Origin of the sequence: Nocardia sp. alder85J, assembly GCF_020176955.2 — a bacterium.
In the GTDB taxonomy this organism is placed as follows: Bacteria; Actinomycetota; Actinomycetes; order Mycobacteriales; family Mycobacteriaceae; genus Nocardia.
The window spans coordinates 1-24,577 of record NZ_JAIUCZ020000014.1; the positions used below are offsets into that span (position 1 = coordinate 1).

Annotated in this window: 25 protein-coding genes and 1 pseudogene; 12 read left to right on the forward strand and 14 right to left on the reverse strand. The window is 68.6% G+C overall.

The annotated features are described in order from the left end of the window. The 4 genes and pseudogenes from LBW94_RS38245 to LBW94_RS38260 form a co-directional block, all read left to right on the forward strand. Positions 1–282: pseudogene (locus tag LBW94_RS38245) on the forward strand (hypothetical protein); the annotation flags it as partial. 164 nt (positions 283–446) lie between these two features. Further along, entirely contained in the window at positions 447–653 is a 207-nt protein-coding gene (locus tag LBW94_RS38250; protein ID WP_225057916.1) for a hypothetical protein, read from the forward strand. Between the two features lie 89 nt (positions 654–742). Continuing rightward, the gene (locus LBW94_RS38255; protein WP_225057915.1) at positions 743–1,789 is read left to right on the forward strand and encodes a hypothetical protein; all 1,047 of its coding nucleotides are present in this window, start codon (positions 743–745) and stop codon (positions 1,787–1,789) included. Continuing rightward, positions 1,786–3,159 carry a GNAT family N-acetyltransferase gene (locus LBW94_RS38260; RefSeq protein WP_225057914.1) on the forward strand — a complete coding sequence of 458 codons (1,374 nt, stop codon included), beginning with the start codon at positions 1,786–1,788 and terminating at the stop codon, positions 3,157–3,159. Before LBW94_RS38255 ends, LBW94_RS38260 begins: the two co-directional genes overlap by 4 nt. Positions 3,160–3,162: 3 nt before the next feature. Here LBW94_RS38260 and LBW94_RS38265 read toward each other — a convergent pair whose 3' ends face one another. Continuing rightward, entirely contained in the window at positions 3,163–3,735 is a 573-nt protein-coding gene (locus LBW94_RS38265; protein ID WP_225057913.1) for a ferredoxin, read from the reverse strand. A gap of 61 nt (positions 3,736–3,796) precedes the next feature. On the opposite strand from LBW94_RS38265, the gene LBW94_RS38270 reads away from it, so the two are divergent. Beyond that, the gene (locus LBW94_RS38270) at positions 3,797–3,931 is read left to right on the forward strand and encodes a hypothetical protein (protein WP_255634281.1); all 135 of its coding nucleotides are present in this window, start codon (positions 3,797–3,799) and stop codon (positions 3,929–3,931) included. An 11-nt stretch (positions 3,932–3,942) separates the two neighbouring features. Here LBW94_RS38270 and LBW94_RS38275 read toward each other — a convergent pair whose 3' ends face one another. Then, positions 3,943–4,704 (reverse strand): IclR family transcriptional regulator, encoded by a 762-nt coding sequence (locus tag LBW94_RS38275; RefSeq protein WP_225057912.1) that lies wholly within the window; start codon positions 4,702–4,704, stop codon positions 3,943–3,945. A 232-nt stretch (positions 4,705–4,936) separates the two neighbouring features. On the opposite strand from LBW94_RS38275, the gene LBW94_RS38280 reads away from it, so the two are divergent. The 6 genes from LBW94_RS38280 to LBW94_RS38305 are packed head-to-tail and all read left to right on the forward strand — an operon-like array spanning position 4,937 to position 11,704. After that, positions 4,937–5,986 carry an aldo/keto reductase gene (locus tag LBW94_RS38280; RefSeq protein WP_225057911.1) on the forward strand — a complete coding sequence of 350 codons (1,050 nt, stop codon included), beginning with the start codon at positions 4,937–4,939 and terminating at the stop codon, positions 5,984–5,986. Positions 5,987–6,028: 42 nt separating this feature from the next. Then, positions 6,029–7,492 (forward strand): NtaA/DmoA family FMN-dependent monooxygenase, encoded by a 1,464-nt coding sequence (locus LBW94_RS38285; RefSeq protein WP_225057910.1) that lies wholly within the window; start codon positions 6,029–6,031, stop codon positions 7,490–7,492. Positions 7,493–7,495: 3 nt separating this feature from the next. Next, positions 7,496–8,959: an NtaA/DmoA family FMN-dependent monooxygenase gene (locus LBW94_RS38290; protein WP_225057909.1), complete on the forward strand. Its 1,464-nt coding sequence runs from the start codon at positions 7,496–7,498 to the stop codon at positions 8,957–8,959. Positions 8,960–8,961: 2 nt separating this feature from the next. Then, entirely contained in the window at positions 8,962–9,816 is an 855-nt protein-coding gene (locus tag LBW94_RS38295; RefSeq protein WP_225057908.1) for an ABC transporter permease, read from the forward strand. A gap of 47 nt (positions 9,817–9,863) precedes the next feature. Continuing rightward, on the forward strand, positions 9,864–10,895 hold the full coding sequence (locus LBW94_RS38300; RefSeq protein WP_225057907.1) for an ABC transporter substrate-binding protein: 1,032 nt from the start codon (positions 9,864–9,866) through the stop codon (positions 10,893–10,895). Between the two features lie 47 nt (positions 10,896–10,942). Next, positions 10,943–11,704, forward strand: a complete 762-nt coding sequence (locus tag LBW94_RS38305; protein WP_225057906.1) for an ABC transporter ATP-binding protein — start codon at positions 10,943–10,945, stop codon at positions 11,702–11,704. Between the two features lie 14 nt (positions 11,705–11,718). On the opposite strand, the gene LBW94_RS38310 is transcribed toward LBW94_RS38305, so the two are convergent. The 11 genes from LBW94_RS38310 to LBW94_RS38360 are packed head-to-tail and all read right to left on the reverse strand — an operon-like array spanning position 11,719 to position 21,861. Further along, on the reverse strand, positions 11,719–12,621 hold the full coding sequence (locus LBW94_RS38310) for a hypothetical protein (RefSeq protein WP_225057905.1): 903 nt from the start codon (positions 12,619–12,621) through the stop codon (positions 11,719–11,721). A gap of 10 nt (positions 12,622–12,631) precedes the next feature. Beyond that, entirely contained in the window at positions 12,632–13,810 is a 1,179-nt protein-coding gene (locus LBW94_RS38315; RefSeq protein ID WP_225057904.1) for an MCE family protein, read from the reverse strand. Continuing rightward, complete coding sequence (locus tag LBW94_RS38320; RefSeq protein ID WP_225057903.1) at positions 13,807–14,952, reverse strand: MCE family protein; 1,146 nt, start codon at positions 14,950–14,952, stop codon at positions 13,807–13,809. Before LBW94_RS38320 ends, LBW94_RS38315 begins: the two co-directional genes overlap by 4 nt. After that, positions 14,949–16,064 (reverse strand): MCE family protein, encoded by a 1,116-nt coding sequence (locus tag LBW94_RS38325; protein WP_225057902.1) that lies wholly within the window; start codon positions 16,062–16,064, stop codon positions 14,949–14,951. Before LBW94_RS38325 ends, LBW94_RS38320 begins: the two co-directional genes overlap by 4 nt. A 7-nt stretch (positions 16,065–16,071) precedes the next feature. Next, positions 16,072–17,100 carry an MlaD family protein gene (locus LBW94_RS38330; RefSeq protein ID WP_225057901.1) on the reverse strand — a complete coding sequence of 343 codons (1,029 nt, stop codon included), beginning with the start codon at positions 17,098–17,100 and terminating at the stop codon, positions 16,072–16,074. Continuing rightward, a complete protein-coding gene (locus LBW94_RS38335; RefSeq protein ID WP_225057900.1) occupies positions 17,097–18,119 on the reverse strand; it encodes an MCE family protein in 1,023 nt (340 codons plus the stop codon). Before LBW94_RS38335 ends, LBW94_RS38330 begins: the two co-directional genes overlap by 4 nt. Beyond that, entirely contained in the window at positions 18,116–19,711 is a 1,596-nt protein-coding gene (locus tag LBW94_RS38340) for an MlaD family protein (RefSeq protein ID WP_225057994.1), read from the reverse strand. Before LBW94_RS38340 ends, LBW94_RS38335 begins: the two co-directional genes overlap by 4 nt. A 9-nt stretch (positions 19,712–19,720) precedes the next feature. Further along, positions 19,721–20,584 carry an ABC transporter permease gene (locus tag LBW94_RS38345; RefSeq protein ID WP_225057899.1) on the reverse strand — a complete coding sequence of 288 codons (864 nt, stop codon included), beginning with the start codon at positions 20,582–20,584 and terminating at the stop codon, positions 19,721–19,723. A gap of 1 nt (position 20,585) precedes the next feature. After that, positions 20,586–21,449, reverse strand: coding sequence for an MlaE family ABC transporter permease (locus LBW94_RS38350; RefSeq protein ID WP_225057993.1), 864 nt, complete (start codon positions 21,447–21,449; stop codon positions 20,586–20,588). Between the two features lie 34 nt (positions 21,450–21,483). Then, complete coding sequence (locus LBW94_RS38355) at positions 21,484–21,672, reverse strand: hypothetical protein (protein ID WP_225057898.1); 189 nt, start codon at positions 21,670–21,672, stop codon at positions 21,484–21,486. Continuing rightward, positions 21,673–21,861 (reverse strand): hypothetical protein, encoded by a 189-nt coding sequence (locus tag LBW94_RS38360; RefSeq protein WP_255634300.1) that lies wholly within the window; start codon positions 21,859–21,861, stop codon positions 21,673–21,675. 338 nt (positions 21,862–22,199) lie between these two features. Here LBW94_RS38360 and LBW94_RS38365 point away from each other — a divergent pair, with 338 nt between their 5' ends. After that, entirely contained in the window at positions 22,200–23,117 is a 918-nt protein-coding gene (locus LBW94_RS38365; protein ID WP_225057896.1) for an oxygenase MpaB family protein, read from the forward strand. A gap of 31 nt (positions 23,118–23,148) precedes the next feature. Here LBW94_RS38365 and sthA read toward each other — a convergent pair whose 3' ends face one another. Next, the gene (sthA, locus tag LBW94_RS38370; RefSeq protein ID WP_225057895.1) at positions 23,149–24,549 is read right to left on the reverse strand and encodes a Si-specific NAD(P)(+) transhydrogenase; all 1,401 of its coding nucleotides are present in this window, start codon (positions 24,547–24,549) and stop codon (positions 23,149–23,151) included. Between the last annotated feature and the right edge of the window lie 28 nt (positions 24,550–24,577).

Below are 24,577 nucleotides of genomic sequence, written 5' to 3' on the forward strand. Positions count from 1 at the left end.
TCCGATCTCGCCGCCGCGCTGTCGGTCTACGACATCGATCCGCACCGCGCCCGCCCGATGGCCTTCGGCGTCATCGGCCTCGTCGACGGCGACGAACACCGCGTGCAGATCGCGTTCCAGGATCGCCCGATTCGGGCGGCCCGGCGCGATTTCTGCTCAGAACGGCTGCGGCAGAACAGGTTCCGCCGGAGGCGGATCCGCGGGCGGGATCGGCGGGATACCGGGTTCCGGGTGCGGATCCGGCGCGGGCGGAATCGGCTCGGGGATCGGCCTTTCCGGTAGCGGATCCGGTGGTGGTATCGGCGGCACAGGTTCCGGTGCCGGCGGAAACGGCGCCACCGCGGTGGAATTCGAGGTAGGCACGAGGGTCCTCTCTGTCGGTCCGGACCGCCGGGGCCCGGGAATTCCGGGAGACATGTTCGCGCTTACCCGCACTCGGCCCGGCTATGCGTGCCGAGCCCGCACGCTGCTCCGCCCGATCGGCCCGCAGCCAGTTGTTCGGGCTGCAACCGCATTACAGCCTCGGTTCCTTCGCCGACCGCAGCCATGTGGTGCACCGTGATCTGTCCGGCATCGAACGCATCCCGCATCTGCTCGAACCCACCGCCACCCCCACCGCGACCGCGGTGGCCGCCCGGCGCGGCGGCCGCTGACCGGACGGATTTCGGCCACTCGGCTAACATCCGGCCCCACACCGTCGATGATGGAGTGGCGGATCCGACCATGCGCGCAGGGGGAAGACATGACCGCTCCGGACGACACCGGCCGACTGTGGAAGGTCTCGGGCCGCGCCGGGCCGCTGGGCCTCGGCATCGACGTGCAATTCCCGTACCACCCGGGACTTCTCGCCGAAATCCTGAAGGCGGAGATCGCCGACCCGCTGACCCTGCTGTTGCAGAAGGTGCTGCACATCACCGAATTCGTCGGTGACTCGCTGCTCGATCCGGGCGGCTCGGCCAAGGCGGGCGATCAGATCTCGGTGCGGCGGCTGCGGCAGCGGCTGGCCACCGCGAAGGCGCCGCGGAAACCGTTGCCGCTGCGGGTCTCCGGCGTCTTCTGCACCGGGGTGCTGCTCAGTTACGGCTGGTGGGAGCGGACCGGTCCGGGCGCCAATCCCGTCGGCCGCAACGACATCCAGCGCTGGACCTACGCCGGCTTCGAGGAATGGGCGCCGTCCTGGGATTTCACCAGCGAGGTGGAATCCGGCGACGAATCCTTCTTCCTGGGCCAGCTCGGCCACGGCGACGAGGCGAATTCGATGCTGGTCGTGGTGGTCGGCCGCCGCGCCCGGGAGATCCGCCGCGGGCTGGTGCCCTCGATGCAGCACCGCAAGGTCGCGGCCGTCTCCGTGGAGGTCACCGGATTGCTGTGCCACCGCAGCCATCTGCGCAAGCGCAACCCCGCGCTGGCCCCGATCGCCGACCGCTGGCCCTACGATTTCAACTACTGCCTGCTGCTCGACTCCGACCACCACCGCATCACCGAGGTGAACGAGGTGCCGGACTTCTATTCGGCGTATCTGTGGAAGTGCCTGTGGGCCACCGACGGTGTCGCCGACGGCACCCTGCCGCGGCTCGACGACTGCTATCTCATCTGGGAGCACACCGATCTGACCAAACCCGACGCGATCCGCTACAACCTGGACAGCCTCCAGCACAAGGAGCAATTCCTGCGCAAGGAGTACGGCGCCCTGGAACTGTTGCAGAAGTCCAGCCCGCTGATCCCGGAGACACCGAGCCTGTCCGCCGGTTCGTTCCAGCGCCTGTTCGGCGCCATCGGCCGGACGTGACCGTGCCGGCCTTCCGCGAACTCACCGACGACCCGGCCGATCTGGCGGCGCTGCGCGCGTTCTACGACACCTTGTACGTCGCGGAATTCCCCGACCCGGACGAGCGGGAATCGCTGGCGAACATGGCCGGCTATCTGCGGCGGAAACGGCAGGGCTGGTACGGCCGCAACAACTATCACATCGTGCTCGGCGAGGCCGACGGCGCGGTGGTGGCCGCCTCGATCAGTGACTATCTCGCCGAGCCCAATACGGGCGTCATCGAATTCCTGCTGATCGCGCCCGCGGGCCGCGGCGCCGGCACCGGGCGGAAGCTGCTCGCCCACACCGAGGCCCTGCTCGACGCGGATGCCCGGCGCGCGCACGATCGCCCCCTGGACGCCGTTCTGGCCGAGATGAACGACCCGCTGGTCAGTTCCGCGGTGACCGACAATCTCGACCCGGTGACGCGGGCCCTGATCTGGCACCGCTGGGGCTATCGCGGCCTGGATTTCCCGTACGTGCAGCCCGCGCTGTCCGCCGACCAGGACCCGGTCACGAACCTGATCCTCATCGGCAAGCCACTGCGCCCCGACTGGTCGGCCGCGATTCCGGCGCCGGTGGTCGCGAGCAGCGTCCACGAATACCTGCGCTGGGCGATGCGGATCGACGATCCCGGCGCCAGCGCCGAATTCCGGGCCATGGCAGCCACTCTCGCCCGCACCGACCGGGTCCGCGGGCTGCCGCTGGACCGCTACGTGGGCCGCGACGGCGCCTTCGAGATACGCCCGGCCACCGACGACGCCGAATTCGACGCGGCGATGACGGTGTACCGCAAAGCCTTTGCGCCCGGCCCGGCGACCGTGCCGGAGTCCGCGTTCCGGCGGGCACGCAGCGATCCGGATCACCGGCTGTGGACCGTGCGCCGGACCCCGGCCGATCCCGTGCCCGCGGGCCTCGCCTCCTTCTTCGTGCTGCCCGCGGCGGGTTTCGCCGGCTACCTCGCGCTCACCGGGCCGCTGCGCCACACCGGCCTGTTCCGGCCGCTGATCGCCCGGATGGAGACCGCGCTGCTGGCGGAGCGGACCGGGATACGCGGCTGGTACGCTGAACTCGCCCCCGGCACCGACATCGCCCCCTATCTCGCGATCGGCTGCCGCGAACTCGACGTCGACTACCATCAGCCCGCACCCGACGTGCCGATGCGCCTGATCTTCAAGGCGCCCGGCCGGTCCTACGCGCCGCCGGTCCTCACGACGGCCGACCACCTCACCGATATCGAGCACATCCTGGCCATGGTCTACGGCATCGCCGAGCCCCGCGAGCACCCCACCCGCCGACGCCTGGCCGCCGGCCTCCCGCCGGCCCCCACCGCCGCGGTCCCGTTGCGCTGAGGGCTATCCCAGCGTCGGCAGCGCTTCCCCGGTGGTCGCGGACCGCCGCTGCTCCAGCCAGAATCCGTACTCCCGCAGCGAGGTTTCCAGCCCGTCGGCCACATAGCCGCGGTAGGCGCGCAGCCCGCGGGTGTTGTCGTGATGGTCGGTGCGGCCGCTGTCGGACCAGGCGCGGCAGGTGTCGTCGATCCACTCCAGCAGCCGCTTCCGCTCGGCCCACCAGTCCCGGATCGCCTCCAGCGTCCAGTGGTCGTCGCCGTCACAGGCGTAGGCGTGGAACGGATCCGACCACGCCGCCGTCAGCACCACCTGGGTCTCGCGTGCGTTGCGCGGCTGCCGGAACACCACCTCGCTGCCCCGGTCGTCCTCGTAGACGATGTGGTCCGGCGCGACGAGCCGTCCCACCCAACACGAATCGGTGAGCGCCCCGTAGAACGGCCCGGGCACGTTGCGCCAGTCCCGATTACCCCACCGGCCCCGCAGATAGTGGTCCGGTGGCCCCAGCAGCATGCCGTCGAGGCCGGAGACCGGCAGCCCGGCCGAACCGGCGACGATCGGTCGCGGATCCCAGTACACCACTTCACGGTACGACGGCGCGGGCCCGTACTCGCGCCGAACCGGGGCCGGTGGCACGGAGATGCCGGATGATCTGGTCCGGGCAACCACAGGTTTCGCCGATGTTCAGGTGGAGCTCGACGGGATCGACCGCGACACACCGCTGCCCGACTACGGCACCTTCCTCGACGCGGACCGGCTGCCGCACAGCAGCTGACGCACCGATCGTCAGCCGGCCGGCTCCGAGAACATGGCTTCGCCGATGGTGGCGGCAGTGACGCGAGCCAGGTTGGCGATGAAGGGGATTCGTTCCGGGATCATCAGCCGGGTGGTGCCACGGACGCCGAGGGCGAAGCGCGCGTGGCCGTCCGGGCCGAAGACCGGGACGGCGATGATCCGGAAGCCCCATTCGGTCTGCTCGTCGTTGAGGGCGTAGCCGGTGTCGCGGGCGAGTTCGAGTTCGGCGGACAGGGCGGCGGCGTGCTGCGGGGTGCGTTCGGTGCCCAGATCGTAGGGCAGCTCCTCGAGCTCCGCGCGGGTCACCGGCGACCAGGCCAGCAGTGCCTTGCCGAGCGCGCTGGCGTGCAGCGGGAAGCGGACCTCGGACAGGTTGTGGCCGTGCGTCTCCCGCCACCGGGTGAAGGCCAGGTTGATGGCGTCGGTGCCGTGCCGGACCGCGATGGAGACGGCGGTGCCGGTTTCGACGGCGAGTTGTTCGAGGTGGGGCTCGGCCAGGTAGATGCGGTGGCGGCGGTAGGCCAGGTGGCCGTACTCGGCGAGCGCGACCCCCAGCCGGTAGCGGCCGCTGCCCGAATCCTGTTCCACGAAGCCGGATTCCAGCAGGGTGCGCAGCAGCCGATGGGTGGTGCTCATCGCGAGGCCCTGGGCGCGGGCGATATCGGTGACGCCGAGTTCGGCATCGTCCTGGAAGCAGCTCAGCACCGCCAGCGCCCGCGACACCGTCTGTAGCGCGGAGCCGTCGACCGTCATCGGCGCCTCCCTTCCGCTCGCCGGGCCCGGCGGGCCGCCGACACTGGCCACCACCGCGAATAATTCCGTATATCGGAATCTCATCCTCACACAGGACCGGATGACTGGCAAGGATGGGGGCCACAGGCAGCCACATCGTGCTACTGCACAGCAATTCGGACATGTCAACAATTCCGATCAACGGAACAGCATCCCTTGTTGCGGTGTTGCCTGATCCCTACTGTCGGAGCCCATGCCCGCACCTGCGCCCAGCCTGCCCCCGACCGCCGCCGTCGCGACGCCGTCGGCGGCGAGAACCGTTGTGCCCGCGGGCTTCCGCGCGGTCGGGCGGTCCGGGCTGGTGGTGTCCGAGGTGGGTATCGGCGCCAGCACCTTCGGTCGCGTCGGCATGGTCGCCGACACCCAGGCGGCGGTGGACCGCATCGTCGGGCGGGCGCTGGATCTCGGGATCACCTACTTCGACGTGGCCGACGTCTACGGCGAGCACCCCGGCCAGAGCGAGACCATGCTCGGAAAAGCGCTGGGAGCCAACCGGGATCGCGTCGTGATCGGGTCGAAGTTCGGGATCGGGCTCAACGGGCTCAACGGCCCCGACTGGGGTGTGCGCGGATCGCGCCGCTACGTGCGGCTGGCCGTGGAGTCCTCGCTGCGCCGCCTCGGCACCGATTGGATCGATCTGTACCAGATCCACACTCCCGATCCGGTGACCCCGATCGAGGAGACGCTGTCGGTGCTCGACGATCTGGTGTGCGAGGGCAAGATCCGCTATATCGGCAGTTCCAATTTCGCCGGCTGGCAGGTCGCCGACGCCGAATACGTCGCCCGCCTGCACGGGCTGACCCGTTTCGTCTCGGCGACCAACGAGTACAACCTGCTGTGGCGGGAGCCCGCCCGGGAATTGCTGCCCGCACTGACCGCCTACGGGCTGGGCTTCTTCCCGTACTTCCCGTTGCAGAACGGATTGCTGACCGGGAAATACCGCCGCGGCGTGGCACCGGCCGGAGCGAAGATCACCAACCTGAAGAAACATCTGCTGACCGCGGCCCCGTGGGAGGCGCTGGACCGGTACGCCGAATTTGCCCGGGAACGCGCGGTCACCCCGGCCGCGCTGGCCTTCGGATGGCTGCTCGCCCACGAATCCGTGTCGAGCGTGATCGCGGGCGTCACCGGTCCCGACAATCTCGCCGCGGCGCGGTGGCGGCCCACGACGGCGGAATTCGCCGAGCTGTCGGCGCTGTTCGGCGGCGATCTCAGCGGTGCGCCCGGCCAGGTCACGGCCTGACCGGCCCGACAGCGGCATTCTTCTCTCCAGCGAGGTGGACACATGACGACGGATTCCGGCCGGAATCGCAGCCTGCATCTGGGCTACATGTATTGGTCGAACGGCACCCATCCGGCGGGCTGGCGGCTGCCCGAGGCCGTGCACGACCGCGGTTTCGACGGCCGCTACGTCGCCGAACTGGCCCAGCTCGCCGAGCGCGGGAAATTCGATTTCTTCTTCTTCGGCGACCGGCTCGCGACCGGACCGGAATATCAATACACCAACACCTCGGTGCTGTCGCGGATCGAACCGTTCACCGCGGCCGGGTACCTCGCGACGCTGACCAGCCGGATCGGCATCGTGGTGACCGCCAATCCGACCTATTACGAGCCGTTCAACCTGGCCCGGCTGACCGCGTCGCTGGATCACATCTCGGCCGGGCGGGCGTCCTGGAACATCGTCACCGGCGCCGACGGCCGGGCCGCGGACAACTACACCCGCACCGAGCACGGCGACGCCACCGCGCGTTACGACCGGGCCGACGAATTCGTGGACCTGGTCCGCCGGTTGTGGGACAGCTGGGAGGACGACGCGTTCCTCCGCAACCCCGAGACCGGAGAGTTCGTCGACGCCACCAAGATTCACACCGTCGGCCACGAGGGCCGCACCTTCCGGGTGCGCGGGCCGCTGAACGTCGCCCGGCCGCCGCAGGGGCATCCGGTGATCCTGCACGCCGGAACCTCCGACCGTTCCCGCGATCTGGGCGCGCGCGACGCCGACGTGCTGTTCGCCGCGGCCGCGACGATCGAGCAGGGCAAGCAGTACTCCGACGACATCCGCCGTCGCACGGCCGCATTCGGGCGCGATCCCGCCGAGATCGCGGTGCTGCCCGGCCTCACCCCGATCGTGGCGCGCACCCGGGCGCAGGCGCGGGAGCTGTACGACCGGCTCAACGCGCTGATCGCGCTCGACGACGACATCCGTTACGGCGGACAGGATCCCGCCGCCTGGTCCCTCGATACGCCACCGCCGCCACGGGAGGCGCAGGGCCGGGGGCTGCGCAATCTGGGCGCGCTGTCGCAGCGGGTGGGCGTGGATCTCACCGGGACGCGGCCGGGCGATCCGCTCGATGCCGCGACGGCGGCGGCGCTGAATCCGGCCGGGCGCGCGCTGCTGGCCGCCGCCGAGGCCCGCACCGGCCGATCCGTCGGCGGCGCACCGCCGGTGACCGTGCTGGATCTGCTGTACACCCACGTCGTCGGCGGGCACATCGTCGTCGGCGACCCCACCGATGTCGCCGACTACATCCAGGCCTGGTTCGACGCCGGTGCCTCCGACGGCTTCAACATCCAATCCGCTTATCTCACCGAGCAATTGGAGATCTTCGTCGAGCTGGTGATTCCGGAGTTGCAGCGCCGCGGCCTGTTCCGGCACGACTACACCGGCCGCACACTGCGCGAACACCTGGGCCTCGCACGCCCAGCCAACCACTGGGCACACGCCGACACCACGTCCGGAGGGCGATAGACGATGTCCGAACCACAGCGCCGACTGCACCTGGGACTCATGTTCTGGGCCACCGGAACCCACACCGCGGGCTGGCGATACCCGGGCGCGAAGGCCGACGGCGCCTTCGACATCGGATTCATCCAGGAGGTCACCCGGCTGGTCGAGCGGGCCAAGTTCGACTTCCTGTTCCTCGGTGACCGTTTGGCCACCGATCCGGCCCTGGCCAAGACGAATCCGGCCCAGATGTCGCGACTGGAGCCGTTCACGGTGGCCGGGGCGCTCGCGGCGGTCACCTCGCACATCGGCATCGCGGTGACCGCGAATCCGACCTACTACGACCCGTTCACGGTGGCGCGGCTGCTGGCATCGCTGGATCACCTCAGTGGCGGCCGCGCGGCGTGGAATCTGGTGACCGGCGCGGACGGCGCCGCCGCCCACAACTTCAGCCGGGACGCGCACTGGGACACCGAGCAACGCTACGACTGGGCCGACGAATTCGTCGACGTCGTGCGCGAGCTCTGGGACAGCACCGAGGACGACGCCTTCCCACGGGACAAGAGCACCGGCCGGTTCCTCGACGAATCGAAGCTGCACACGATCGACCATGTGGGCCCGAACTTCTCGGTGCGGGGGCCGCTGAACGTGGCCCGGCCGCCGCAGGGGCAGGTGGTGCTGCTGCACGCGGGCACCTCCGACCGCTCCCGCGAGCTCGGCGCCCGCGAGGCCGACGTGATCTTCGCCGGACAGCCGAATCTCGCGGCGGCGCAAGCGTATTACGCGGATGTGAAGGCGCGGGCGGTACGGTACGGGCGCAGCGAGCACGACATCGCGATCCTGCCGGGCCTGAGCGTGGTGGTGGCCGCCACCACCGACGAGGCGGTGGCGACCTACGACCGGCTCAACGCGCTGCTGCCGCTGGATCCCGAAGGCGTGGTGGCGGATTCGGTGCGCTTCGGCGGCCTCGGCCAGGGGCTCAAGCGCAATCTGGCCTCGGTGTCGCAGGTGCTCGGCGTCGACGTGACCGGGTACGAACATCACGGCGCGGTGCCCCGCGAGATCTTCGACCGGTCCGGACCCGAGGGCCGGAAGGTGTTCGAGGGCATCACCGAGACGACCCGCCGCACCGTAGCGGGGTCCCGGCCGATCACCTTCTTCGATTTGATCAACGGCATCACCGTCGGCTCCCGCACGGTGGTCGGCGACGCCGTCGAGGTGGCCGACCACATCCAGTACTGGTTCGAACAGCGGGCCGCCGACGGCTTCAACATCTTCCCCGACTTCGTACCGGGCTCGGTGCAGGCGTTCACCGAGCTGGTGGTGCCGGAGTTGCAGCGCCGCAAGCTGTTCCGCACCGAGTACGCCGGGACCACCTTCCGCGATCAGCTCGGGCTGGCGCGACCGGCCGCGCGGCGCCACCGCACCAGCGCCCGGCAGCGGGCGGAAGCCGTTGCGGCCGCGCCGGACTCGGCACAGGCGGGCGTGTGACCATGACCGTCGATCATGCCGAGATCCGGACCGCACCGATGGTGACCCCGCCGCGCCCGGCCGCGGCCCGCCGGGGGCGGTTGCGCACCGCGCTGTCGCGGCGCAATCTCGCGATCCTGGCCGGGCAACTGCTCGTCGTGGCCGCGGTGCTGGGACTGCTGCAATGGCTGGTCGATTCGGGCCGCGTCGGCGCCATCTACCTCGCCTCCCCCACGCAGATCCTGCACGTGTTCCCGCATCTGATCACCCAGGAGCATCTGTTCGGCAATCTGCTGATCACGCTCTACGAAGCGGCGGTCGGCACCGTGCTGGCCTTCGCGCTCGGCGTGACCACCGGAATCTGGATGGGCCTGTCGCGCACCGGCGAACGCTTTTTCAATCCGTTCATCGCCGCGGCGATGGCGGTGCCGAAGGTGACGATCATCCCGCTGCTGACGTTGTATCTGGGCGTCGGGGTGGACCACAAGATCGTGATCGTGCTGCTGTTCGGCTATTTCCTGTTCGTGTTCAACACCATCGCCGGAATCCGGCAGGTGCAGGAGAACCATCTGAAGGTCGCCCGCGCGCACGGCGCCTCCCGGTGGCAGATCGTGTTCAAGGTGATCCTGCCGTCGGCGGCGCCCAGTATCGTCGCCGCGCTGCGGGTGGAAACCGGCACCGCACTGGTGGCGGCGCTGTTCGGCGAGATCATCGCGTCGAAGGCCGGCCTGGGAAACATGCTCAACCGGGCGATCGGCGTCTACGACACCGCCACACTGTTCGCCCTCGTGCTCTCGATCACGGTGTTCTCCGTGCTCGTCATAGCCGCCGTCGACCTGCTGGAGAAGAAGGTCCTTCTCCGCTGGAAATACGCCTGATCCGGCCGCTTTCCGCGCCGGACCGTCCCAGTATCGAAGGAAATATCGTGTTGAAGAGGAAATCCCTGGCCGCACTGATCGGCGTCGCGGCGCTGGCGCTGGTCGTGAGCGGCTGCTCCGGGACGGTCGATTCACTGTCCGGCAACAGTGCGGCCGGGGACGCGGGGCACGCCACGCTGACCCTCCAGGACAGCACCGAATACACCCAGCTGCCGCTCCGATTCGGCGTGGAGAAGGGTATTTTCGCGAAGGAGGGCCTGGACGTGAAGTTCACCCAGGTCCAGGACGCGGTGACCGGTGTGGCCACCGGCGAGCTGACCTTCGCGTTCGGGCCGACCAGCACCTATCTGCGCGCGGCCGCGAAGGGTGCCCCGATCAAGATCGTGAGCTCCGCTTTCCGGAGCAAGGGGCCGTTCTTCCTGATCGCCCGGCCCGGCATCAATTCGGTCGCCGACCTGAAGGGTAAGACCGTCGGTATCGCGGTCGCGGGCAGCGGTATGGAGACCTATGTCCGCAAGATTCTCGCGGCCGACGGACTCGATCCGAACAAGGACGTGAAATTCGTCGCGGACGGGGTCAACCAGCAGGCGTACGGCGCGCTCACCACCGGCCAGGTCGACGCGACGATCATTCACCAGCCGTTCCCGGCGCTGGGTCAGTTGCAGGGCAGATCCACGACGCTGGCCCGGGGCTGGGACTACCTGCCGACCTATCACACCGGCGTGCTGATCGCGGGTGACGACGTGATCAAAAACCACCCCGATCTGCTGAAGAACGGGCTGCGCGCGTACTTCACGGCATACACCTATGCCAAGGAGCACTACGACGAATACCTGCCGTGGCTGAAGTCCAAGCTGCCCACCATCGATCCGCAGGCGGTGGAATTGGCGCTGAAGCAGGAGGACGACATCTGGGACGACAACCCGGCCATCGACCCCAAGGCCATCCAGGACACCCAGGACACCGAGATCTCGGTGGGTTTCCAGAGTTCGCGGTACGACGCCGGCAAGTACATCGACACGCGTTTCATCCCGCAGGAATTCGTGAAGCCCTTCTCCTACCCGAAACCCGCCAACTGACCGCCGGGACACCGGCGGCGGCACGAATCCAGTGAGGTGACACACCCGTGGCAACATTCGACGTGCGGGGGCTGGGCAAACTGTTTCCCACCGATCCGCCGGTGCGGGCGCTCGACGGCATCGATCTGACCATCGAGGAAGGCGAATTCGTCGTCTTCCTCGGGCCGAGCGGGTGCGGCAAGAGCACCCTGCTCGAGATCCTGGCCGGATTGCAGGAGCCGACCGAGGGCGAGGTGCTGCTCGCCGGTGAACCGGTACGCGGTACCGATCCGCGCATCGGGGTGGTGTTCCAGGATGCCTCGCTGTATCCCTGGCGCACGGTGGCGCGCAATGTCGAGATCGGCCTGGAGTTCCGTGGCGCGGGCAAGGCACAGCGGCGCGAGGCTGCGGCGAAATACCTTGCCCAGGTGGGGCTTTCCGGTTTCGAGAAGAAGTATCCGCATCAGCTGTCCGGCGGTATGCGGCAGCGGGCGGGTATCGCTCGGACCCTGGCCGCCGAACCGGACGTGCTGCTGATGGACGAGCCGTTCGGCGCGGTCGACCACCTCACCCGCATCCAGTTGCAGCGGGATCTGCTGGCGCTGTGGGAATCCCGGCGCCGGACGGTGGTGTTCGTGACCCACGACGTCGGCGAGGCCGTCTACCTCGCCGACCGGGTGATCCTGCTGTCACCGCGGCCCGGCCGGATCGCCCGCGAATTCGTGATCGACGAGCCTCGGCCGCGGCAGCGCGGCGATATCGGCCTGCTCGCCGAGGAGAGCGAGATCTACGACACGCTCAGCCGGATCGAACAGCCCTCCGGCGCCTGAGGATCGCCGCGGGTTCAGCTTTGCGGCGGTGGTGCCAGCGGCGAATTCACCTTGTCGACCAGCCAGTGGTCGCCGGACCGTTGCAGCCGCATCACCATCGACAGCTGACCGGGCGCGGGCTTGCCCTGGGTGCCGAGGCTGGTGATGGTCTGGCCGATCACCACGATGGCCTCGGCCGAATCCCGGTCGTTGCTGCGGATCGCGCACTGCACGTCGGTGGCCTTCGACACCACCTGGCCCTGGGTCAGCACATCGCGCAGATCCTTGCTGGTGGAATCGAACTGCTTGTGCCAGTCGCCGGTCGCGCCGTCGAGGACGGCGGCGAAGTAGGCGTCCAGATTCTTGGCGTCGTAGTTCGCCAGCACGGGCGCATATTTGCAGGCGGCGGTCCGCGCCTGCTGCTCGGCATCCGCCAGCTGCCGCTGCTCGTGGTCGCGATGGTAGAAGAAACCGGCCGCCGCGATCGCCGCCACCAGCGCCAGCAGCACCACAGCCCGGCCTGCCAGCCGCGCCGCCCGGCCCGGCGCGGGCACGGTGATGCGCGGCGTGCGCGACTTCTTTTCGGCGGCATCGTCTTTCGTGTCGTCGCCGGGCCGGGAGGCACTCGCCTCAGCAACGGTGTCGAGCGTCCTGGTGGTAGCGGCTGCCGTCTCCGCCGTGGTGGCAGAGGTGGCGGGTGTCCCCGCGGCAGCAGGCGTCTCGGCAGCGGCAGCAGGGGGCCCGGTGGTCTCGGCAACGGCGGCGGGCGTTTCGGCCGCGACTCGTACCGGTTCCGCTGCGACGGCGGCGATATCGGTGACGGCGGACTTCGCCGTCACGTCGACCGGTTGGACCGTGCCGTCGGCGGACCGGGCCGCGGCCGCTGCCGATTCCGCGCCGGGTTCGCCGGGCGTCGGCGCGACGTCCTTGTCGCTCATGATGTTTCTCCTATCGGGCGGGAACGGGCTGGGACAGTTCGTTGCCGGTGACACCCGGCGGTGCGGTGGCCCCGTTGTCGGGGACGTCCGGCCGGGGTGCGTTGGCGGACCCGCGAATCTGCAACGCCGGATCGCTGGTGACGCAGTAGTTGTAGAGACGGACCCGGGTGTCGGCCTGGACCTGGGTGGCGACCACCGGGATGGTGTCGTAGTCACAGGTCGGTCGGGGCCAGGGGTCGACGAGGGTGTGATACATGCCGTCATGCGCCGGAATACCCAGCGCCTCGGCGCCGACCCGCAGCGACGGGAACAGGGCCTCGATCGCCGGGGTGCGCAGTTTCGCCGCCTTGGTGACGGCGACGAAATTCGTCACCAGATTCGTGATCGGGTCCTGGGTCTCGGCGATGAACCCGTCGAGGGTGGCCAGCCGGCCGGGGCCCTGTTGCAGGAACTTGCGCAATTCCTGGTCGGCGGAGGCGAACTGGTCGAACAGCACGCCGCCCGCCTGGGTCAGCGTGCTCAGATCGGGCTGCGCGTGCTGCGTGGTGTCGGCGATGATCTCCAGGTTCTCCAGCAGTTGCCGCGTCTGCGGCAGCAGGTCGTTCAGCCCGTTCATGGCGTGGCTGATCCCGGAGATCATGTCGCGCAACTTGTCCGGGCCGCCGGCCAGGGCCTTGTCGAGTTCGTCGATGATGGTGTCGAGCCGGTCCGGATTGAGCCCGCCGATGAATTCGCTGAGGTTGGTGAACACCGACTGGATCGGCACCGGTACCCGCGTGCTCGAACGGTCCACCAGCGCACCGTCGCGCAGATACGGCCCGGTGTCGGAATCGGGCCGGAAGTCCAGGTACTGTTCGCCGGCCGCGGACAGCCGGCCCACGGCCACCGTGCCGCCCACGGGAATTCGCGCGGCATCCTCGATCCGGGCGACGGCGGCGACCCCGTCACCGGAAATCTTTACCGCCGTGACGGTTCCGACCCGGCTGCCCCGGAAGGTGACGTCGCTGCCGGACCGCAGCCCCCCGGAGGTCGCGAGTTCGACGGTGACACTGTAGGTGTGCGGCAGCGGATCGAAGCGCAGCACGGATCCGCCGATGTAGCCGCACCCGACCAGCAGCACCGCGATCAGGGCGAGGTTGGCCACGGCGATGCGATGCCGCACCACCCAGAGCCACAGCGGCGGGCTCACCGGTCTCCTCCCGACGGCGATTGCGGTTGCGGCGCACCGGGTCCGGGTGCGTCACCGGGTGGCCGCGGTGGACTGTTCAGGCGGCCGAACACCTTCTCGAAAACCTGCGCCAGGCTGCCGGCGAACTGCCCCACGTCCCCGATCTCCGGCGGGCGGCTGCCCGAGGGATCGGTGAGGGCCCCGATGCTCAGGTACGACACCGTCGCCGCGACCGCCAGGGCCGGGCCGCGCAGGCTCGCCATCATCGACGGGTACAGCGCGTGCAGACCGTCGAGGGCGCCGGTGAGCTGGTCGCTCTGCGCGAAGGCCGACATCAGCACCTGGATGCTGTGGAACAGGCCCACGAAATCGCCGCCGGTGGTGGTGGCGAAATCACCGAGCGCGTCGGTGGTGGTGGCCACCTTGGTGAGCAGTTGCACCATCTGCTGGTTGTTCTCGGTGAGCAGGCCGATCAGGGCCGGGAAGGTGTCGGCGGCGGCGCCCAGTTCACTCTTGCGCTGGGCCAGATCACCGGACAGCGTGTTCAGGCCGTTCAGCACCGCGTCGAGGTCGCCGGTGCGCTGGTTCAAAGCCGTGATGGCGCCGGTCATCTCGGTCAGCAGATGGGCCAGTTCCGGTGCGCGCCCGGCGAACATCGAGTTCATCTCGGTGGTGATCCGCGCGGCCTGATTGATGCCACCGCCGTTGAGCAGCAACGACACCGACATCATCAGCTGTTCCACCGACGCGCCCGCGGCGGTGTGGTCGGTGCCGATGGTGTCGCCATCGCGCATCGGCTCCACCGCGACCGCCGCCGCGGGCAGGGTCATCGCCACGAAAATGTCGCCCAGCGGAGTCGCCTGCCGCAGTTCGACGGTGGTGCCCTTCGGCAGCCGGATGTCGTCGCGGATCAGCATCTGCACGTCGGCGAGGAAATTCGTGGTGTGGATGCCGGTGACGATGCCGATATCGGTGCCGCCGATCTTCACGTGCGCGTGGTCGGGCAGATTCAGCGCGTCGCCGAAGGCGGCGTGGAGGGTGTAGCCGGGCCGGCCCAGACCCGGTTTGGGCATAGGCACGGAATTCACCGTCATCGCACAGCCGCTCGCGCCGAGCAGCGCTGCCGCGGCGACGAGGCTGAACGTGGTGGTACGCAGTCTCATTTCGCGTTCGCAATCCCCAATAGTGCGGCGGTGAGCCCGAAGTCGGGGCCGAAGTCCTGGATCTTGCCGGTCCGGCAGCCGTCCAGGCGCAGCTGGATCCGTTCGCAGAACGTCGACAGCGCCTCGCTGTCGAGGACGGACTTGTCCAGCAGGGCGTGCAGCCGCAGCGCCTGATCCTCGCGGCTGGTCGCGTTGGACAGGTTCTGGAACGTCAGCGGGAACAGGTCCACGATCTCGGTGAGGCCGCGTGCGTTCGCGCGCATCTGCCCGGTGATGGCCAGGAAGCGGTTCAGCGCACCGGCGAGCTGTTCCCGGTTCTGCCCCACCAGACTCGCGGTGTCGGTGACGAAGTCGTCGAGCTGGGTCAGCACCGCCTGGATACCGGGCGCCTGCCGGCCCATCAGGTCCACCAGTTCGGTCAGCCGCCCGCTGAAGTCGCGCACGGTCTGGTCGTTGGACGCGATGACGCCGGTGATGTCGTTCAATTTGATGATGGTGTCGGAGATCTGGTCCTTGTTGGCGAAGGTGACCTCGAACGCCGAGGACAGCGCGTCGAGGGTCGCGCGCAGCCGGTCACCGTTGCCGTTCAGCAGCGGGAACAGCACCCGGCTGGCCATCGGGCCGGTCTGGTCGTCACCCTTCAGCGCGTCGCCGAGTTGCGCGAAGTTCTCCAGGATGCGATCCAGCTCGACCGGAACCCTGGTGTGCTGCAACGGAATATAGGCCCCGTCGGCGAGGACGGGCCCGGTGCCGGTGTAGGCCGGGGCCAGTTCCACGTGCCGGTTGGTGATCAGCTGCGGATTCACCAGCGCCGCCATCGCGTCCGCGGGGATCTTCACGGTGCGATCCAGCGACATCACCACCTGCACATAGCTGCCCTTCGGTGTCACCGAGGCCACCGTGCCGACCGGAACCCCCAGCACCGCGACGTCGTTGCCCGCGTACAGGCCCGCGACGTTCTCGAAGTCGGCGGTGACGGTCATCCGGTTGCCGAGGTACTGGCCGGGTATCGCGGTGAGGGTCCCCGGCAGCAGCCCGCACGCCGAGGTGAGCGTGGCGACGGCGCACAGCACGGCCGTCTTCACCCGGTTCCCGAATCTGGTCATGGTCATCCCCGTCTCACCCGCACCCGGCGACGGCCTGCGCGAAGCACAGCCAGTTGTCCGGGAATATCCACGGCGCGTACACATTTCCGTACGGCCCGTCGCCGAGCACGTTGTCGAACTGACGCAGCGCGACCGGCATCACCTGGTAGAGCCGGTCCAGGTTGTCCTTGTTCTTCCGCAGGCCCTCGGACATGGTGTTCAGGTCGCCGATCAGCGGCGCGAGCCGGTTGCCGTTCTCGACACCCATCTGCTGCAACAGTTTCGACAGCGACGCGATGTTGTCCAGCAGTTGTTTCAGCAGCGTCTGACGCTGCTGGACCGCCTGGCCGATCGCCTCGCCGCGGGTCAGCAGCAACAGCACACTGTTCTGGTTGTCGGCGACCAGCTCCGAGACGGTGTCCATCCCCTTCAGCAGGGTGTCCACCTCGTCGCGGCGGTCGTTGATCACCTTCGCCAGTGCGCCCACGCTGTCGAGCGCCTGCACGGCCAGCTGCGGCGAGTCGCCCATCTGCCGGTCCATCAGATCCAGGGCCTGCCGCAGCTTCTGCGGATCCAGTCGCTCGATGCGCTCGAACGACGATTTGTACTGCGGATCCTGGACGACCTTGCTCAGGTTGTACGGCACCGAGGTGTGGTCGAGCCGAATCCGGTTGCCCGGCAGCGCCGGTCCGCTGCCCGGGGTCAGATCCACGTGCAGCCGGCCGAGAATCGTGGACAGTTTGATGGCCGCTCGCGCATCGTCGCCGAGCCGGATGTCGCGGTGCACCTTCATGCCGACGAGCACCTTGCCGTTGTCGAGCGCGACGCTGGACACCTGCCCCACCTCGATACCCGACACGTCGACGGTGGCGCCCGGCCGCAGCCCGGCGGCCTGCTCGAATTCGGCGGCGACGGTCCGGTCCCCCAGCCGGGCCTGCTTCACGACGGTCGAGCCGATCAGCACCAGCAGCACCAGCGCGGCGGCTGACAAGCCCAGCCGCAGATACCGATTGGCGAGGAAACCCGGATAGCGGATCCGGGGCCGGCGTGGTCGTGACGTCATCGGCACACCTCCGAATGCGATCGGCCGCCGACCTGGTTGAACAGGCCGGGTGGGAAGAGCACGCCCCACAGCGACACGTCGAGACTGCATATGTACGCGTTGCCGTAGGTGCCGTAGCTGCTGAATCGCGCGACGGCGTCGAAGATCCCGGGGAATTCCACCGCCGCCTGGTCCAGCGAGGCGCCGTTGAGCAGCAGCAGAGCCACACCGGCGGTGGCGTCGTGCTGGGCGTCGACCAGCCCCGGCTGCACCTGGGCGATCAGGTTCGACAGCGAATCCGTCGCTGTCGCAACGTGTTCCACCGACGATTTCAGCGCCGTGCCCTGGGAATAGAGCGCCTCCACCAGTGCGCGCGCCTGGGTGATCAGCGTCTCCAGGTCGTTGCTGCGATGCGACAGGCCCGCGATCACACTACTGAGATTGGAGATCACCTCGCCCAGGATCTGATCACGCTGCCCGAAGGTGGTGGCCAGCTGCGCGGCCTGGGTGACCAGTGCGCTCAGCGACACCCCGTTGCCCTGCAATGCCTGGATCAGGGTCTCCGACAGGGAATTCACCTGATCCGGTTGCAGCACATCGAACAACGGCTCGAAACCGGACAGCAGCGAGGAGACGTCGAAGGACGGCTCGGTCCGCTCGATCGGGATCCGCCCGCCCGGCGGTAGCGGCTGCCCGGGATCACTGCCGGGCATCAGCGCGACGTAACGCTGCCCGATCAGGTTCTGGTAGCGCACCAGCGCCTTCGTGGTGGTGGTCGGGTGCTGATCGCTCTCGACCCGGAACCCCACCTGCGCGCGGTATCCGTCGGTGAAGGCGATGGTGTCGACCCGGCCCACCCGCACCCCGGCCATCCGGATGTCGTCACCGACGCGCAGCCCCAGCACATCGGAGAACACCGCCGAATAGCTGTGCGTGCGACCGGGAACCGACCGTTCCAGGGTGGACCAGATGGTGTACGAGAGCACCACGGCGATCACGGCGAAAATCCCGAAGCCCGCCAGCGGCTTTCCGGATTTCACGATGCCCCCGCCCCGCCCGCCGGCACCAGATACCCACCGGCGAGCACCGACGACAGCAACAGCACCTGCGCCATGTTCGGCGCACCGCCGACCAGCGCGGCGACCGCATCCGCGCCCCGCAACCCGGCGGGCTGCACGCTCGCGACGGCCGGATCCACCGCGGCTCCGGCCCCGGACGTCCCCGCCGCCGGACCGTCAGGTGCCGTCGATGGATACGAGTTCCCTGGCGGCGCAGGGGAATCAGGCGACACCGGCCCACCGGGACTCGGCTGCGGCGCCGCCGCGCCGTCCGGCGCCGCAGCGGGACCGCCCGGCAACCCCGGTGGGTTCGCGGCCGGCGCGGCACCGGCCGGTGGCACCGGTGCGGTGAGCCCCGGAATCGACGGCAGCATCGGGAAACCGGGAATCGCGAACGGACTCGGCGCGGCGGGCATCGACGGCACGGCGGGAGCCACCGGCGGCGGACCGGCCGCGGCCACCCGGCCCGGCACCAGCTGTGGCGGATAGTCCTGCGGCGGAGCGGTTTCCGGCACGGTCGGGCCGCCGCAGCGCGGTCCGGCCATGGCGCCGTAGTGCGGGCAGTCCTTCGCCGTGTACTGCTGGAACGGGGTGAACGACACGTCCATCTTCCACACCATCTGTTTCTTCGGGCCGAAGGTGAAGGCGGTCTGCAACCGCTGCAACGCCGTGTTGAGGGTGGCGATCGCGTACGGAATGGCCTGCGGATCCTGCGCCAGACTGGCGAACAACCCGTTCAGGCCCGAGACCAGGAACTTCCCGGAATCGGGATTGGCGGCGAACAACCCGTTCACGGTGTCGACGGCGTGCCCGCCGGTGGTCAGCAGTTGCACCAGCGCCGTGCGCTGTTCGGTGAGGGTGCGCGCGGTGGTCACCGACTTCGACAGCATCCCCACCAGATCCGGCGCGGAGACGCTCAGCGCGGACGCCGCGCGGCCCAGATTGCCGAGCAGATCCCCGATCCCGTCGGTCTCGCGGACCTCGGTGATCCACCGGTCCAGCCGCTCCACGGTGGATCCGGGCACCCGGGCCGCGGGATCCAGTGCGGCGGCCAGGGTGGACAGCACCCGGCCCAGCTTCTCGGGCTGGATGTTGTTCAGCACGGTGCGCAGCACGTCCAGCGCGGTCTGTAGTTGCACGGTCGCGGCACTGGTGTCCTCCGGAATCGTCGCACCCGCACGCAGCGTCGCCGCGGTGGGTGCGGTGTCGACCAGTTCGATCGCCGTCACGCCGAAGATGTTGGCGGGCACCACCCGTGCCGCGACGTTCGCCGGAATCGACTGCGCCAGTATGGGTTGCAGTGCCAGCACGGCCTGCTGCCGCGCACCGCGGGCGGTCACCGCGACGTCCTCGACGCGGCCGACGACCATGCCGCGGAACTTCACGTCGGCGCGGGCGGGCAGGCCGTCACCGGTGCTGGTGAGCACCGCCGTCACCGTGGTCTGCGCCTCGAAGCGGCCGGTGTAACGCAGGCCGAGCAGATACAGCACGAGCGCGACCGCGGTGATCATGCCGAGTCCGGCCAGGGTGAGCTGCCGGGCCGTGGGGCCCCGGCCACTGGGATCGAGAATCATCACGGGCCCCTATCCCGAGATCCGGAAACCGGGGTCGATACCCCAGATGGCCAGGGTCATGAACAGATCGATGAAAACCGTGACGACGATGACCATCTTGATCGCGCGCCCGGCCGCCACCCCGACGCCCTCCGGCCCGCCGGTGGCGACATAGCCGTAGTAGCACTGGATGAACGTCGAGATCATCACGAACACAATGACTTTCAGCAGCGACCAGAACACGTCCGGCCCCAGCAGGAATTGATGGAAATAGTGGTCGTAGGTCCCCGCGGTGGTGCCCCCCAGCAGCAACACCGACAGTTTCGTGGTCAGGTAGGCGGCGGCCAGCCCGACGCTGTAGAGCGGCACGATGGTCAGCGTGGCCGCGAGCATCCGGGTGCTGACGAGATACGGAAGCGGCCGAATCGCAATGGATTCCAGCGCGTCGATCTCCTCTGCGATGCGCATCGCGCCCAGTTGCGCGGTGCACCGGCAGCCGGCCTGGATCGCGAACGCCAGGGTGGCGACGATCGGCCCGAGTTCCCGCGTGGTGGCGAAGCCGGAGATGGCCCCGGTGAGCGGGCTCATGGTGAGCAGGTTCAGCGCCGTGAACGATTCCATGCCCACGGTGATGCCGCCGAATCCGCACAGCGCCACGATGACTCCGATGGTGCCGCCGCCGACCACCAGGGATCCGTTGCCCCAGGTCACATCCGCGGCAAGCCGCAGCACTTCTTTGCGATAGTGCTTCAGCACGAAGGGAATCGCGAACAGCGCCTGGAAGAAGGTGATGACCTGATGTCCCAGCCGGCGGTTCACCTGCACCGGCGCCGCGACCACGTTCGCGGCCATCCGCACCGGGCGCAGCGCCGGGGGCGTGTACGTACTGCTCACCTCAGACCACCTTCGCCGGTGACACAGTGTTGTACAGCTGGGTGAGCCCGATATTGGTGGCGAACAGCATCAGCGCGGAACTGACCACCGCCGAGTTCACCGCCTGGGCCACCCCGCCGGGCCCGCCGTGCGCGTGCAGGCCGACGTCGCAGGCGATGATCGCGGTCAGCAGCCCGAAGATCGCGGCCTTGACCAGCGCCACCACCATGTCGTTCGCGACCGCGAAGGAGGCGAACGAGCTGATGAAGGATCCGGGGGTGCCGTGCTGCGCGTACACGTTGAACAGGTAGGCGGTGGCGAAGCCGACGAACACGATGAAGCCGCACAGCAGCATGCTCACCAGCACCGCCGCCGCCATCCGCGGCGCGACCAGTCGTCGCACCGGATCGACGCCCATCACCATCATCGCGTCGATCTCCTCCCGGATGGTCCGGGAACCGAGGTCGGCGGTGATGGCCGAGCCGACCGCGCCGGCGATCATCAGCGAGGTGACCAGCGGCGCCCCCTGCCGCAGGATGCCGAGCCCGGCCACCGCGCCGATGAACGTGGTGGCGCCGACCTGGTCGACCAGCGCTCCGACCTGGATCGACACCACGACCGCGATCGGAATGGCGACCAGGACGGTCGGCGCCGCCGACACGCTGGTCATGAACGCACACTGTTTGATGAACTCCCGGTAGGGGAATCGGCCCCGGACGATGGAGACGACCAGCTGCCGTAGCGCGTCGCGGGCCAGATCCACCTGACGCCCGAGTGTCTCCAGCGACCGCTGCGGATGTCGCCGCCACAGGCCGCGCAGGCTCGCCGCGATCTTCGCCAGTTCGGTCGGTTCCGGGGCCGCGTCGACGATCTCGGCCCGTTCCATGGTGGCGGTCACCGTGCCGCCCTCCTCTCCCCCGTCACGTGTTCACCACGAGGTAGTGCTGCAACAGCACGAGCAGACCGCCGGCAACGACCAATCCCGCTGCGACGGTGGATAATACGGCCAGCCAGAGGCCGTAGCGGAGGACCGGGTTCACGTTCGTACGCCCACCGAGAATCTTCACCCCGGTCACGAGGATGTCGATGAGCCGGACCAGGATCATCATCTACGTCATGCACACGTTCGAGAAGGTGAGCACCGGCCAGCACACGATCGAACCGAGGAACGACACGACCACGTCGACCCCGTGCAACTGCTTCAGGTGCGAGGTGTGGGTCAGGGTCCAGACGACCCCGACCAGCCCGTAGGGAATCGCCAGGATGAGCAGGGTGCCGAGGAATTCGGACACCTTCATCTCGTAGCCGAGTATCCGGTCCAAGCGTTCGATCACGTCACGTACGTCCTTTCAGGTCCTGCCCGCCACCGGGCACGCGCGCCCCGTCGCGCGGCGCGCGTTGCTCCCGGCGGCCCGCCCCCGCCGTCACAGCCAGCGGTCACAGCCGCAGATGTTACTACGAATTCTAGTCAACTTGTCGAGAACGAGTGGACACATCGTATAGGTGAGATCCACACTGACTACGCTGAATCCGAAATTTCTCAGGACATCGAGTTGAGAATGACGGGTAACATAGCATCGACCGCGGCACACCGAGGCGCAGGCGCCCGGGCACGCATCGACGGAGAGAGGTCCGCATGACAACGGCACACCGCCCCGCCCACGCGGCGAACGAGACCACCGCGCCCGCGCTGACCCTGGCGCAGACCCGTATCCCGATCCCCGGCACCCACCGAACCGGCGCCAAGCGCCCGCCGCGGCTGGCGGACGCCCTGGATTTCTGGCAGTTCTCCGGCGCCGCAGCCAATGTCGCGATGCAACTGGCGCGGCCCGGCGTGGGCTACGGCGTGGTGCAGAGCCGGGTGGAATCCGGCGCGCTCATGGTGCATCCGTGGAAACGGTTGCGCACCACGGCTTCCTACCTCGCGGTCGCCATCCTCGGCACCCCGGAGGAGAAGGCCGCCTTCCGTGACGCGGTGAACGTGGCGCACCGCCAGGTGCACTCCGAGCCGGGCGCCCCGGTGAGGTACAACGCCTTCGACCGCGATCTCCAATTGTGGGTCGCCGCATGCCTGTACATCGGCTTCGAGGACTCCTACCAGTTGCTCAACGGCAGGATGAGCCCGGAGCAGGCGGAGTCGTTCTACTCCACCTCCGCGACCCTGGGCACCACCCTCCAGGTCACCGAGGACATGTGGCCGAAGACCCGCGCCGAGTTCGACGACTACTGGAACCAGGCGTGCGGCCGGATCGCCGCCGACGAGACCATCCGCGCCTACGTCGCCGACCTGCTACACCTGCGGATGATCCCCTGGTACCTGCGTGTCACCTTCGGCGGCCTGCTGCGGTTCCTCACCGTCGGCTATCTGGCGCCGCACTTCCGCGAGCAGATGCAGGTGCGGTGGTCCGCGGCCGATCAGCGCCGCTTCGACAACCTCTTCCTGTTCGTCGGTTTCGTGAACCGGTTCATCCCCCGGTTCGTCCGCACGATGGGCACCCATTCGATGATGGCCGACGTGCGACGCCGGATGCGAAAGCACAAGGCGCTCATCTGATCCGGCGCCGCCGGCCGCCTGGCGCGGCCGGTCAGCCCATGTGGTCGATCTGCCGGATCTTGTTCATCGCGTCCAGGGCGGCCACCTTGTAGGACTCGGCGAGGGTCGGATAGTTGAACACCGCGTCCACCAGATAGTCGACCGTGCCGCCGCAGCCCATCACGGCCTGCCCGATGTGGATCAATTCCGTTGCCCCGGTGCCGAATACGTGGATTCCCAGCAGCGACCGGTCCGCACTGGACACCAGCAGCTTGAGCACGCCGTAGGAGTCGCCGATGATCTGACCGCGAGCCAGCTCGCGATAGCGGGAGATGCCGACCTCGTACGGAATTCGCGCGGCGGTCAGCTCGTCCTCGGTCTTGCCGATGAAGCTGATCTCCGGGATCGTGTAGATGCCGATCGGCTGGAGCGTCGACAACGCCTGCACCGGTTCACCACACGCGTGGTGCGCGGCCAGCCGGCCCTGCTCCATCGAGGTCGCGGCCAGCGCCGGGAAGCCGATCACGTCACCGACGGCGTAGATGTGCGCCACCTCGGTGCGGAAGTACTCGTCCACGGTGATCCGGCCCCGTTTGTCCGCGGCCAGTCCCGCGTTCTCCAGCCGCAGCGACTCGGTCATGCCCTGCCGGCCGGCCGAATACATCACCACCTCGGCGGGAATCTTCTTGCCGCTCTCCAGGATTGCGATCGCGCCGTTGGCGTGCCGCTCCACCGCCGCGACCGTCTCCCGGAACCGGAAGGTGACCGCCAGATCGCGCAGGTGGTACTTCAGCGCCTCGATCACCTCGATATCGCAGAAGTCCAGCATGCGCTCGCGCGCCTCCACCACCGTCACCTTGGAGCCCAGCGCGGCGAACATGGAGGCGTACTCGATGCCGATGACCCCGGCGCCCACCACGATCATCGACTGCGGCACCCGATCCAGCGCGAGGATGTCGTCGGAGTCGATGATGGTGCGGCCGTCGAATTCGACGGTGGCCGGGCGCGCGGGCTGGGTGCCCGTGGCGATCACGATCTTCTCCGCGGTGACCCGGGTTTCGCGGCCGGTGCCGTCCACCACCTCGACGGTGTGCTCGTCGACGAACGAGCCCATCCCCGGCAGCATCGTGACCCGGTTGCGGGTGAGCTGACTGCGGATGACATCGACCTCGCGGCCGATGACATGCTGCGCGCGCGACAGCAGGTCGGTGATGGTGATGTCCTCCTTGACCCGGTAACTCTGCCCGTACATCTCGCGCTGGGACAGACCGGTCAGATAGAGGACGGCCTCGCGAAGGGTTTTGGACGGGATGGTGCCGGTGTTGATGCACACACCGCCGATCATGTCCCGCCGCTCCACCATGGCCGCCCGTTTGCCGAGTTTCGCGGTGGCGATCGCCGCCTTCTGGCCGCCGGGCCCGGACCCGAGAACCAGCACGTCGCAGTCGTACATGCAGCCAGTGTGACAGCGAAATGTAAAA